Consider the following 12,470-nt stretch of genomic DNA (forward strand, 5'->3'; position numbering starts at 1 on the left):
TGCGCCGATTTTCCTGTTCTTTAACATCCAGTGAGAGAGACCGATGCATCCGATGCTGACCATCGCCGTGCGCGCAGCGCGCAAGGCGGGTAATGTAATTGCCAAACACTACGAAACCCCAGACTCCGTAGAAACCAGCCAGAAAGGCAGCAATGATTTCGTGACTAACGTCGATAAAGCCGCAGAAGCGATTATTATCGAAACGATCCGCAAATCTTACCCACAGCACACCATCATCACCGAAGAAAGCGGTGAACATGAAGGTACCGATCAGGATGTTCAATGGGTTATCGATCCACTGGATGGCACCACCAACTTCGTCAAACGCCTGCCACACTTCTCTGTGTCTATCGCAGTACGCATTAAAGGTCGTACTGAAGTCGCCGTTGTTTACGATCCAATGCGTAACGAACTGTTCACCGCTACCCGCGGTCAGGGCGCTCAGCTGAACGGCTACCGCCTGCGCTGCAGCAATGCACGCGATCTGGACGGCACCATTCTGGCGACCGGTTTCCCGTTCAAGGCGAAACAGCACGCGACGACCTATATGAATATCCTGGGCAAACTGTTCACCGAATGCGCAGATTTCCGTCGTACCGGTTCTGCAGCGCTGGATCTGGCCTACGTTGCGACCGGCCGCGTTGACGGTTATTTCGAGCTGTCACTGAAGCCGTGGGACTTTGCGGCGGGCGAGCTGATCGCACGTGAAGCAGGCGCGATTGTTTGCGATTTCACCGGCGGCCACAACTACATGACCACCGGCAACATCGTTGCAGGTAACCCACGCGTTGTTAAAGCCATGCTGGCAAACATGCGTGAAGAACTGAGCGATGCGCTGAAGCGCTAATGCCGAAAATTCCCTCTCCCTGTGGGAGAGGGGATCCCAACTAAAACGGCCGCAATCCCCTCCCCGCCGGCACCGCACTCATCCACATCGTCACCGCCGCCACCAGCAGAACCACCCCGCCCGCCAGCGCAAGCGTCGTCCACCCTACCTGTCGCCACAGCACCGGCGTTTTATTGCCGCTGAGTTTAACCGCCAGCTGACGGAAGCTGTGTACCAGCAGCGCTAAAGACGAAATGGTGAGAGACGTTCCTGCCGCCATCGCCAGCGCGGACAACATTCCCCAGCCAAACACGCCGATTACCTTACTGAACAGCAGCACCATGATCGCCCCCGAGCACGGGCGCATACCCATCGAGAGAATAATCATCAGCCGCGCGCGCCAGTCGTCGCCGTTCTGTAATTGTTCCTGCGTGGGCAGATGCTGATGCCCGCATCCGCAGTTTTCATCATGAACGTGGTGCGGCGTAAAGGTCTTGAATTTCGGCTTTTGCAGCAGCACGCGCAGCTTTTTGAGCGCCCGCCAGCAGAGGATCAGCCCCAGCACGCCCACCAGCGCATAGCTCCCTTTTTCAAGCCAGAAGCTGCTCATGTGTAGCTGACGGGCAGGCAGCTGTAAGAGTGAAAGGACTATCACGACAAGCGCAATCGCCACGCCGCCCTGCAGCAGCGAGGAGGCCAGCGTCAGGCCAATGCTCGATCTCAACTTCGAGGGATGGGTAGCAAGCCAGGTGGTGATGACGATTTTGCCGTGCCCCGGCCCCAGCGCGTGCAGAACACCATAGATAAAGCTAAACGCCAGCAGGGAACCGCCCGCTTTTGTCGGGTTCTCCGCCACCGCCTTCAGCAGCCCGCTCATCTGTTGATTGACTTCACGCTGCCAGATGATGCTTTTCATCATCACCTGCGGCCAGGCCTGCCACAGCCAGAGCGAACCGCAAACGGCGAGCAGGAGAAAAAGCGCCAGCGGCCAGAGATGAAGCCAGCGGCGCGGTTTTTGGTGCGAAGAGGAGATCACTGACATTGTAACGTCACCTCCTGCGCAAACTGTTTACCCAGCTCCATGTCCTCCGGCGGCGCATCTTCTTTGTCGAGAGAGACCGCAAAGTTCAGCGTCTCTTCGCTGGGCTTTGGCGTGTGGACGGTAAGCTTGCATTTCTTTTGTAGCGATGCCGTAAGCTGCACGTCGCTGTCCTCGGCGTAGCTCATATCGACATAGTAGGTGGGGTCAAAGGTGGAGAAACGATACTTTTGCCCTGCCAGCGGCTGAGGGTGCGCCAGCGGGAGAATAAATGTCAGCACCGCCTGATGCCCGTCTCGCGTCATACCGTATTCCGTGGGCCGGTTAAGAAATTTGACCTTTTGTCCGTTATGCCAGAACTCGGTGAAATAGTGCTGACCGAGCACGTTGGCCATCACTTCTGCCGCCAGCTTTTTCCAGATCTCATCGCCAGGCTTTGCGTTTCCCGCATCATAGAGCAGATCCGCCGAGGTGATTTCATCCATCGTCCAGCGCATTTTCAGGCCGCTGAGCTGCGTGCCGTCCGTCACAAGCTCGGTTTTCAGGCTGATAAAACTGTGAGGATGTGCGCTGACGGCAAAGGTGATAACCGCCAAAAATAACGCCATCGCGCTTTGTTTAACTATTTGCATCAATTCCTCACGTCAAAAATTCTGTGATGTTCCCCAGCAATCCTGAATGAAAGGCCTGCCGGCGCGCTTTTCAGCGCCCATCCTTTAGCTATTCTTATCAAACATTCACACTGGATACCCGACAGATGATGACGACGCTTGAAATTCCATCTGTGCTTTCCAGTTCGCAGCGCCGCTGCCAGGTGCTTTTGATGCTTTACCTGCCCGATGCTGCCGTCACCGCACAGAACATAATCGCTGCCAATGGCGTGGACGACGCAATGGCACGGCAAGATATAGCCGAGACGCGCGATGAAATCCAGCGCTATCATCGGCTTGATATCGTCACGCACCTCGACGGCAGCTACCGAATTGAAGGTTCGGTCCTGAATCAGCGTTTATGCCTGCTGCACTGGCTGCGCAGGGCACTTCGGCTTTGCCCGCAGTTCGTCTCTCACCAGTTTACTCCCGCGCTTAAAACCGCACTTAAACAGCAGGGCATCGCTCGTCCACTCTATGATGACACCAACCTGCGAGCATTGATCAACTTCTGTTCGCGAAAGCTTCAGCGTCCGTTTGACTGCCGCGACGTACAGTTTTTACAGCTGTTTTTGCAATACTGTCTGATCCAGCATCATCTGGGCAATACGCCGCAGTTTTCCCACGTTCAGCGCAACTGGACGCAATCGAGAGGGGAATATTTCACCGCGCAGGAAATCGTGCGTCACTGGAAACGGCGCGTTCCGCAGGGAACGCACAGCGATGAACAGCTGTTCCTCGCGCTGCTGTTTATGATGCTGCGCACCCCCGATCCGGTGCTTGACAGACATCAGCAGGATCAACGCCTGCGCCGCACCATAGTGCGGATGATCGCGCGCTTTCGGGCCCAAACCGGGATGAATTTTAGCGATGAACAGGGGCTGACCGATCAGCTTTATATCCATCTTGCTCAGGCGTTAGATCGCTCACTGTTTGAAATCGGCATCGATAACAGCCTGCCGGAAGAGATTCATCGGCTTTATCCGCGGCTGTTACGCACCACCAAAGAGGCGCTATTTGAGCTGGAAGCGGAGTTCGGGCTGCGTTTCTCCGATGAAGAGATGAGCCTAGTGGCGGTGATTTTTGGTGCCTGGCTGATGCAGGAGACCGATCTGCATGAAAAACAGGTGGTGTTACTGACCGGGGAAGATAAAGCATGTGAAGCGTTGATTGAGCAGCAGCTGCGCGAGCTGACGCTGTTGCCGCTCAATATTCGTTATCTGACCCTGCACGCGTTTCAGAAGGGAGGAGCGCCCCGTGAAGCTGCGCTGGTGATCACCCCTTACCCAACCGCCCTGCCGTTGTTCTCGCCGCCGCTGATCCATGCCGTTGAGACATTGAACGCGCAGCAGCAAGAACATATTCGCGCGATGCTGGAATCCTAGTTACGCGCGTGCCGTCACTTTGGGGCGAACGAGCATTGCAGGTAGTGCAACGAGTGCCATCACCCAGAATACGCCGTGCCCAAGGTGCTGATAGAGGAAGCCAGCAAAGACCGTCATCACGGCTATGCTGCCGCCCATTGCCACCGCAGAGTAGACCGCCTGCAGTCGAATCACATCCCCACCCTCTCGCGCAGAGATGTAGCGCATCGCCGCCAGGTGGCACACGGTAAAGGTACCGCAGTGCAGAATTTGCGCCAGAATCAGCCACGGCAGTTCGGTCGTCCAGCCCATAATCCCCCAGCGTGCCACGCCGCACACGGCAGAAAGCAGCAGCAAATCGCGCGCGCCGAAGCGACGGAACAGTTTTTTACTGAGCGCAAAGATGATCACTTCCGCCACGACGCCGAGCGACCACAGGTAGCCTACCGCAGAAGCAGAGTAGCCCGCACCCTGCCAGTAGATGGCGCTGAACCCATAGTACGCCGCATGCGCCCCCTGAAGCAGGCAAACGCACGCCAGAAAACGCCAGCTTTGTGCCACCAGGCTCCGCCAGGCCGGCCAGCCTGCGCTCTCCTGGTGACGGCTTTCGCCCTGCGGCATTACCGACGGACGCAACAGCATCCCCAGCAGCATGGAGGCAATACCCACGCTCAGTAACGCAAGGATGGCGTGATAGTCGTACAGGCTGACCAGCTTACCCACCAGCGCCGAGCCGATCACGAACGCAATCGATCCCCAGAGACGCACGCGGCCATAGTCCATGGTGATCTGCTTTTGCCAGGTGTTCGCCAGGGCATCCGTCAGCGGCACCAGCGGTGAGAAGAACAGGTTGAAGCCAACCATCACCACCATCAGCCAGGCAAACTGCTGACTCACCCAGAAGCAGGCGACAAAGACCAGCGTGAGCAGCGCAAGTATGCGCACGGCCTTGATCAGTAAGGAGGGATCGCTGACGCGCGGCGCAATCAGCAGACTGCCCAGGAAACGCGCCACCAGTCCTGCGCCAAGCAGAACGCCGATGGACTCAGGGGTGAGGCCGATTCCCTTGAGCCAGACGCTCCAGAAAGGCAGAAAAATACCGTAGCTAAAGAAGTAGGTGAAGTAGCTGAGCGCCAGCCAGCGCGTGGAATGCAAGACCATGAATCCCTCCCGAAATGGAGGCGATAGTCTGGCGTTTATCCTGCACTTTAGCAAGTCGTTAGCGCGCTATAAATTAACGATAAATTAACATCATGGACAGCCGGTCGGCGTATGGCGAGAGCGGCAAAATTGTATTACGTTTAAAGAACATCGCCTGAAGAGGTCGTTTGCCATGAACAGCTTACGTTATTTCGATTTCGGCTCCTCACGTTCTTTCCTGCTTTTGATTGCCCGTATTGCTATCGTTGTCCTGTTTATTATTTTTGGCTATCCCAAACTCACGGGGTTTAGCGGCACCGTTCAGTATATGACGTCCCTCGGCGCCCCCATGCCTATGCTTGCCGCGATTATTGCGGTGGTGATGGAGGTCCCCGCGGCAATTCTGATCGTGCTGGGCTTTTTCACCCGCCCCATCGCGGTGCTCTTTGTCTTTTATACGCTGGGAACGGCGGTGATAGGCCACCATTACTGGGATATGACCGGTGATGCGGTTGTGCCGAACATGATTAACTTCTATAAGAATGTGAGTATTGCTGGCGCGTTTATTTTGCTGGCGATTGTGGGACCGGGGGCCATATCTCTCGACCGACGTTAGCCCATAAAAAAAGGCCGCAAGCGCGGCCTTTTTTATTTCGGCAAAGCAGAGGGATTATGCGTATACCGGGAAGCGTGCGCAGATATCCAGAACTTTACCTTTAACGCGCTCGATAACCGCTTCGTCATTGATGTTGTCCAGAACGTCACACATCCAGCCCGCCAGCTCTTTCACTTCCGCTTCTTTGAAGCCGCGGCGAGTCACTGCCGGAGAACCGATACGGATACCGGAGGTCACGAACGGGCTCTTCGGATCGTTTGGCACGCTGTTTTTGTTCACGGTGATGTTGGCGCGGCCCAGGGCGGCGTCAGCTTCTTTACCGGTCAGGTTCTTATCAACCAGATCCAGCAGGAACAGGTGGTTTTCAGTACCGCCAGACACCACTTTGTAGCCACGGCTCAGGAACACTTCCACCATCGCTTTGGCGTTTTTGGCAACCTGCTGCTGATAAACCTTGAACTCTGGCTCCATCGCTTCTTTCAGCGCTACCGCTTTTGCGGCGATAACGTGCATCAGCGGGCCGCCCTGCGCGCTTGGGAACACGGCGGAGTTCAGTTTCTTATACAGCTCTTCGTCACCGCCTTTCGCCAGGATCAGGCCACCGCGTGGACCCGCCAGGGTTTTGTGGGTGGTGGTGGTCACAACGTGAGCGTGTGGAACCGGGTTCGGGTAAACGCCTGCCGCGATCAGACCCGCAACGTGCGCCATATCAACGAACAGGTAAGCACCGATGCTGTCTGCGATTTCACGCATTTTTGCCCAGTCAACGATACCGGAGTAAGCAGAGAAGCCACCGATGATCATCTTCGGTTTGTGCTCTTTGGCCTGCTTAGCCATGTCTTCGTAGTCAATTTTACCGGACTCATCAATACCGTAAGGAATGATGTTGTACAGTTTGCCGGAGAAGTTAACCGGGGAGCCGTGAGTCAGGTGGCCGCCCTGCGCCAGGTTCATACCCAGAACGGTATCGCCCGGCTGGAGCAGCGCGGTGTAGACCGCGAAGTTAGCCTGAGAGCCTGAGTGCGGCTGCACGTTCGCGTAGTCTGCGCCAAAGAGTTCTTTCGCACGGTCAATCGCCAGTTGCTCAACGATATCAACGTACTCGCAACCGCCGTAGTAGCGCTTGCCCGGATAACCTTCAGCGTATTTGTTGGTCAGCTGAGAACCCTGCGCCTGCATCACGCGCGGGCTGGTGTAGTTTTCGGAGGCGATCAGTTCGATGTGCTCTTCCTGACGTACTTTTTCCTGCTCCATAGCCTGCCACAGTTCGGCATCATAATCGGCAATGTTCATTTCACGCTTTAACATCCGCATCTCCTGACTCAGCTAACAAGTAAATTTTGGCCTGAAAAGGCAGTCCCGTTGGACGACGGGCAACAGTATAACTGAATAGTTCTGCGATAACAGGTCTTGACAAACGATTTTACGCAAACGTTTACCTCCACGCCGCGCAAGGGTTTGAGGAATAAAGCTCTCATCATTTTCAACGGATTTCTTTTCAGGTTTGTGATGCATATTTTTCATCTTGCAAAGAACCATTTACAACGCAGGGTTATTTTTTATAAGATGCATTTAAAATACATCATTAAATATAACATCAGAAGGACGCGCTCATGCTCGACGCTCAAACCATCGCTACCGTTAAGTCCACCATTCCCCTGCTGGTGGAAACCGGCCCTAAACTCACCGCGCATTTCTACGATCGCATGTTCTCGCACAACCCGGAGCTCAAAGAAATTTTCAACATGAGCAACCAGCGCAATGGCGACCAGCGTGAAGCGTTGTTTAACGCCATCGCAGCCTACGCCAGCAATATCGAAAACCTGGCGGCATTGCTGCCTGCGGTAGAAAAGATTGCGCAGAAACATACCAGCTTCCAGATCCAGCCTGAGCAGTACAACATCGTTGGCGGCCACCTGCTGGCCACGCTGGACGAAATGTTCAGCCCGGGCCAGGAAGTGCTGGACGCGTGGGGTAAAGCCTACGGCGTGCTGGCAAACGTGTTTATCAACCGTGAAGCGCAAATCTACAGCGAAAACGCCAGCAAGAACGGCGGCTGGGAAGGCACGCGCGCGTTCCGCATCGTCGAGAAAACCCCACGCAGCGCATTGATTACCAGCTTTGAATTTGAGCCGGTGGACGGTAAACCGGTGGCCGAATATCAACCGGGCCAGTATCTGGGCGTGTGGCTGAAGCCTGAAGGTTTCCCGCATCAGGAAATTCGCCAGTATTCCCTCACCCGCAAGCCAAACGGCAAAGGCTACCGTATTGCGGTGAAACGCGAAGATGGCGGTCAGGTCTCAACCTGGCTGCACAACGAAGCCAGCGTGGGCGACGTGGTTCATCTGGCCGCGCCGGCGGGTGATTTCTTTATGGCCGTTGACGGCAATACGCCAGTGACGCTGATCTCTGCGGGTGTTGGTCAAACGCCAATGCTGGCGATGCTCGATACGCTGGCAAAAACAAACCACGACGCGCAGGTAAACTGGTTCCACGCCGCAGAGAACGGCGACGTGCACGCCTTTGCGGATGAAGTGAAAACGCTCGGGACGTCCCTGCCGCGCTTCACCGCGCATACCTGGTATCGCCTGCCAACGGACGCAGACCGCCAGGCCGCACGCTTCGACAGCGAAGGTCTGATGAATTTAAGCCAGCATGAAGGGGCGTTTAGCGCGCCGGACATGCAGTTCTACGTCTGTGGACCGGTGGCGTTTATGCAGTATGCCGCGAAGCAGCTGGTAGACCTGGGTGTGGACAAGGACAACATTCATTACGAATGTTTCGGGCCGCATAAGGTGCTGTAATGAAAAAGCCCCTCGTTCGAGGGGCTTTTTTTTCGCCGGGTGGCGGCTGCGCCTTACCCGACCTACAAAACCGTTGGCGCTGTTAAATCGCGGCGTCGTCTTCTTCGCCGGTACGGATACGGATCACGCGCGCCACGTCAAAGACGAAGATTTTACCGTCGCCAATTTTGCCCGTCTGCGCGGTACGGATGATGGTATCCACGCAGGTATCCACGATATCGTCGCTGACCACGATTTCAATTTTCACTTTCGGCAGAAAGTCGACCATGTACTCCGCGCCACGGTAAAGCTCGGTGTGGCCCTTCTGACGACCAAAACCTTTCACTTCCGTTACTGTCATCCCGGTGATGCCAACTTCCGCCAGCGCTTCACGTACATCATCCAGTTTGAAAGGTTTAATAATCGCATCAATCTTTTTCATGGTGGGTCCTTAAACTCTTGCCTGTAAGCTGCCTCGTAATCGATTGCTCACAGTACCATACGGCATTACTCTTTAAAATCGTTTGCTTCCAGCTCGTGACGCGACAGCAGCTTGTAGAACTCGGTGCGGTTGCGCCCGGCCATGCGCGCCGCGTGGGTCACGTTACCCTTCGTAATCTGCAGCAGTTTGCGCAGGTAGTTCAGTTCGAACTGGTTACGCGCTTCGGCAAAGGTCGGCAACGCCGTGTTTTCTCCTTCCAGCGCCTGCTCCACCAGCGCGTCGCTGATAACGGGCGACGACGTCAGCGCCACGCACTGCTCAATCACGTTGACCAACTGGCGCACGTTGCCAGGCCACCCGGCGGTCATTAGCCTTTTCATTGCATCCGTGGAAAACGCGCGCACGAAGGGTTTATGGCGATCCGCGGACTGGCGCAGCAGATGGTTTGCCAGCAGTGGGATATCTTCCGCACGCTCGGCCAGCGCAGGAATTTTCAGGTTCACCACGTTCAGGCGGTAGTAGAGATCTTCACGAAACTCATTGCGCGCCATCACTTTTGGCAGATCCCGGTGGGTGGCGGAAATAATACGCACGTTGATGTCGATATCGCGGTTGCTGCCGAGCGGACGCACCTTTCTCTCCTGCAACACGCGCAGCAGTTTCACCTGCAACGGCGCAGGCATATCGCCAATCTCGTCGAGGAACAGCGTGCCGCCTTCCGCCGCCTGGAACAACCCTTCCCGGCTGCTCACCGCGCCGGTGAAGGCGCCGCGCGCGTGACCAAAGAGTTCAGACTCGAGCAGTTGCTCCGGAAGCGCACCGCAGTTAATGGCGATAAAGGCATTTTTAGCGCGCGGGCTGGCGTTGTGGATCGCCTGCGCCAGGATCTCTTTCCCGGTACCGCTCTGGCCGTTGATCAAAACGCTGACGTCAGATTGCGCCACCATTCGCGCCTGCTCAAGCAGACGCAGCATGACAGGGCTTCGCGTCACGATGGACTCGCGCCAGGCATCATCACCAGAAGGCGCGGCATGCTCCAGCGCGCTGTCGATGGCTTTATAAAGCGCGTCTTTGTCCACCGGTTTAGTGAGGAAGCTGAACACCCCTTGCTGGGTTGCCGCGACCGCATCCGGGATCGAGCCGTGGGCGGTCAAGATGATAACCGGCATGCCGGGCTGCTGCTTTTGAATCTCTGCAAAAAGCTGCAGGCCATCCATTTCGTCCATCCGCAGATCGCTGATCACCAGATCAATTTTCTCGCGGCTGAGCACTTTCAGCCCCTCCTGCCCGCTTTCCGCCGTCACAACGCTGTAGCCTTCACTGACCAGGCGCATCCCCAGCAGCTTTAACAGTCCAGGATCGTCATCGACCAGTAAGAGATGGGCAGGTTTACGGCTTGTCATGGCTTCACATCCTCTTCCTTCTGCGCGTCACCGTCCGGCGACGCGGCAGAATTTCCTTTCGACGAATCTGGCAAATAGCTGCCTGCGGGTTTACGCGTCGACAGTTGCCTTTCAATATCGGTCAGATTTTCAAGCTTGCGCGTGGTGGTCTCAAGCTGGGTGCGCAGATAATTCTGCTGCTGGCGAAGCGTATCAAGCTCGCCGTCCGTTGACTGCTGTAATTTGCTGTAGCGGGAACGCTCTTCAGACAGCTGAAGCTGTAATGCCTGGCCGTCCCGCCAGAGTTGATATATCGGCCGCACCTGCGCAGGAATGTTGGCGCTGAACGCGTCCAGACGCGTGATATTCGTGCGGCGCTCCACGGGCGTGATTTTGGCATCGCCAAGCAGAATGGCACGTTTAAAGGTCGCCTGCCATGCGTTGTCGCCCCACATCGTGGCTTGCGCCCGTGCCTCTACGGGTTCCAGACGCTGCGCACAATCGATGCCACGTAGCCAAAACAGCGGGTTGGTATCAACTTCATGTCCTGATAAGTGCCAGATGCCCTCGCAGGGGGTGGTCAGGAAATCCGCCAGCTGATTTTCAGGCCATTTTTCTTCCGGCTTTTCACTGATTGCGCTCTTCGGGGCATGGGTCACACACCCTGCCAGCAGTAAACACGGCAGACTTAGACGTACGGTATTGCGGGAAAACATCGCGCGTGCGGCGCGGAAAAAAACGTGTGACATACTCACCAGACTTAGATTCATTTTATTGATTTTCCGGCTTAAGAGGCAGTTCGATACGAAAGCACACATCCGACCGTTCATCACTGACGATATTCAGTTCGCCGTGCATGCGTCGTATGCCGTCGCGGGCAATACTGAGCCCCAGACCACTTCCTTTTACCGCACCTTTTCGCTGATGACTGCCCTGGAAAAAGGGTTCAAAAATCATCGTTTTTTCTTCATCCGGAATCGGGGTGCCCGTATTCGCTACATCGATAAACACCCGGGAACCCGCCCTGTAGCTTCGGATATAAATGTTACCGGATTCAGTACCATAGTGCACCGCATTGGAATAAAGATTATCCAGAACGCTCATAAACAGCATGGGCTCTGCAAGACAAGCGGGCTCGCTAAGATCGACCTGGGTATGCATCATTTTAGCTCTTGCTGGCAGGCTATGGGCGGAGATCACCATATCCACTATCGGTGCAATCTCCACATTTTCCAGTACCACTGCCCCGTCCGCCAGCTTACGGTTGTAGTCCAGCAGTTGCTCAATCAGCTTTTGCAGATTCCGGCTGCTGTCATCGAGGATCTCGACAATCTCTTTTTGCTCAGAGGTCAGCGGGCCAGCCACTTCGTCCGCCAGCAGCTCGGTGCCTTCTCGCATGCTGGCGAGAGGCGTTTTGAGTTCGTGGGAAATGTGACGGAGGAACTGATGACGCTGCGTTTCCAGCCACGCCAGACGTTCGGAAAGCCAGATGATCCGCTGACCCACTGAACGCAGCTCGCGCGGCCCGGTGAAAACAACCGTATCCCCGAGAGACTTCCCCTCACCCAGACGGTTAATCATCCGCTGTATGCCCTTCACCGGACCGATAATCATGCGGGTGAACAGCAGAACCAGAGCAAGACTGACCAGGAACAGGACCAGCGCCTGCCAGCCGAAGAATTGACCGCGCTCGGCGATTTCCTGCTGCAGCTGCTGCCCGCGAGAGAAGATCACCGTGCGTGTAGACTGGACCATTTCCGTATTGGCATTAGCAAAAGCTTCCAGCCGCGCGGCGGCGGCGGCATCCGGGCCGCTATTTTTACACTGTAGCTGAGCCAGATCGTTCAGGTCCTGACGTAATGCCTGGTAGAGTTTGTCGTCCGGCAGCACGCCCGCGTGGGCATCCAGCATTTCGCTGTAGCGTTTACGTTGATTCTGGTAAACCCGCTCCAGGGTGCGATCGTCCAGCACGCAATACTGGCGATAGCTTCGCTCCATCTCCAGCGCGGCGTTCGTCATTGCTTCGCTTCGCCTTGCATCAATTAGCGTCGTGCGATTCGTCAATGCCGCCTGCGCGCTTAGCGCATTGAGACTTTGCCAGGCCTGCCACGCCAGTATCAGTAAAGGGAGCAGGATCAGCAGGAATGCCATCATGACGAGCTGTCGCAGGGAGCGAGGGAAAACAGACCAGCGTTTCAACGCATTACTCTCTTAATGGGGGTTTACGC

The 12,470-nt window shown here is 55.9% G+C and carries 12 protein-coding genes; 4 read left to right on the top strand and 8 right to left on the bottom strand.

Annotation, left to right across the window (positions count from 1 at the left end; all coding sequences use genetic code 11):
* The first annotated feature begins 43 nt into the window (after positions 1-43).
* Positions 44-847, top strand: a complete 804-nt coding sequence (suhB, locus tag HV355_RS05400; protein WP_010434013.1) for an inositol-1-monophosphatase — start codon at positions 44-46, stop codon at positions 845-847.
* 40 nt (positions 848-887) lie between these two features.
* Here the strand turns inward: suhB and HV355_RS05405 are convergent, their stop codons facing one another.
* A complete protein-coding gene (locus tag HV355_RS05405; RefSeq protein WP_182401141.1) occupies positions 888-1,868 on the bottom strand; it encodes a nickel/cobalt transporter in 981 nt (326 codons plus the stop codon).
* A complete protein-coding gene (locus HV355_RS05410; RefSeq protein ID WP_182401143.1) occupies positions 1,859-2,497 on the bottom strand; it encodes a DUF1007 family protein in 639 nt (212 codons plus the stop codon). Before HV355_RS05410 ends, HV355_RS05405 begins: the two co-directional genes overlap by 10 nt.
* Positions 2,498-2,622: 125 nt before the next feature.
* On the opposite strand from HV355_RS05410, the gene csiE reads away from it, so the two are divergent.
* Positions 2,623-3,900: a stationary phase inducible protein CsiE gene (gene csiE / locus HV355_RS05415; protein ID WP_182401145.1), complete on the top strand. Its 1,278-nt coding sequence runs from the start codon at positions 2,623-2,625 to the stop codon at positions 3,898-3,900.
* Here csiE and HV355_RS05420 read toward each other — a convergent pair whose 3' ends face one another.
* A complete protein-coding gene (locus HV355_RS05420; protein ID WP_010434021.1) occupies positions 3,901-5,040 on the bottom strand; it encodes a 3-phenylpropionate MFS transporter in 1,140 nt (379 codons plus the stop codon).
* Positions 5,041-5,212: 172 nt separating this feature from the next.
* On the opposite strand from HV355_RS05420, the gene HV355_RS05425 reads away from it, so the two are divergent.
* Positions 5,213-5,635, top strand: coding sequence for a DoxX family protein (locus HV355_RS05425; RefSeq protein ID WP_032653045.1), 423 nt, complete (start codon positions 5,213-5,215; stop codon positions 5,633-5,635).
* A gap of 54 nt (positions 5,636-5,689) precedes the next feature.
* Here HV355_RS05425 and glyA read toward each other — a convergent pair whose 3' ends face one another.
* On the bottom strand, positions 5,690-6,943 hold the full coding sequence (gene glyA / locus HV355_RS05430) for a serine hydroxymethyltransferase (protein WP_046888197.1): 1,254 nt from the start codon (positions 6,941-6,943) through the stop codon (positions 5,690-5,692).
* A 305-nt stretch (positions 6,944-7,248) separates the two neighbouring features.
* On the opposite strand from glyA, the gene hmpA reads away from it, so the two are divergent.
* The gene (gene hmpA / locus HV355_RS05435) at positions 7,249-8,439 is read left to right on the top strand and encodes an NO-inducible flavohemoprotein (protein WP_182401147.1); all 1,191 of its coding nucleotides are present in this window, start codon (positions 7,249-7,251) and stop codon (positions 8,437-8,439) included.
* 82 nt (positions 8,440-8,521) lie between these two features.
* On the opposite strand, the gene glnB is transcribed toward hmpA, so the two are convergent.
* The 4 genes from glnB to qseE all read right to left on the bottom strand — a co-directional run bounded on the left by glnB (position 8,522) and on the right by qseE (position 12,441).
* Positions 8,522-8,860 (bottom strand): nitrogen regulatory protein P-II, encoded by a 339-nt coding sequence (gene glnB, locus HV355_RS05440; RefSeq protein ID WP_003860685.1) that lies wholly within the window; start codon positions 8,858-8,860, stop codon positions 8,522-8,524.
* A gap of 65 nt (positions 8,861-8,925) precedes the next feature.
* A complete protein-coding gene (gene glrR, locus HV355_RS05445; RefSeq protein WP_100165739.1) occupies positions 8,926-10,263 on the bottom strand; it encodes a two-component system response regulator GlrR in 1,338 nt (445 codons plus the stop codon).
* Entirely contained in the window at positions 10,260-11,012 is a 753-nt protein-coding gene (gene qseG / locus HV355_RS05450; protein WP_108416743.1) for a two-component system QseEF-associated lipoprotein QseG, read from the bottom strand. The genes glrR and qseG overlap by 4 nt, the downstream gene beginning before the upstream one ends.
* A 1-nt stretch (position 11,013) precedes the next feature.
* Positions 11,014-12,441 carry a two component system sensor histidine kinase QseE/GlrK gene (gene qseE, locus HV355_RS05455; protein WP_108416744.1) on the bottom strand — a complete coding sequence of 476 codons (1,428 nt, stop codon included), beginning with the start codon at positions 12,439-12,441 and terminating at the stop codon, positions 11,014-11,016.
* Positions 12,442-12,470: the final 29 nt, after the last annotated feature.

Origin of the sequence: Enterobacter sp. RHBSTW-01064, assembly GCF_014103035.1 — a bacterium.
Taxonomy (GTDB): Bacteria; Pseudomonadota; Gammaproteobacteria; order Enterobacterales; family Enterobacteriaceae; genus Enterobacter; species Enterobacter mori.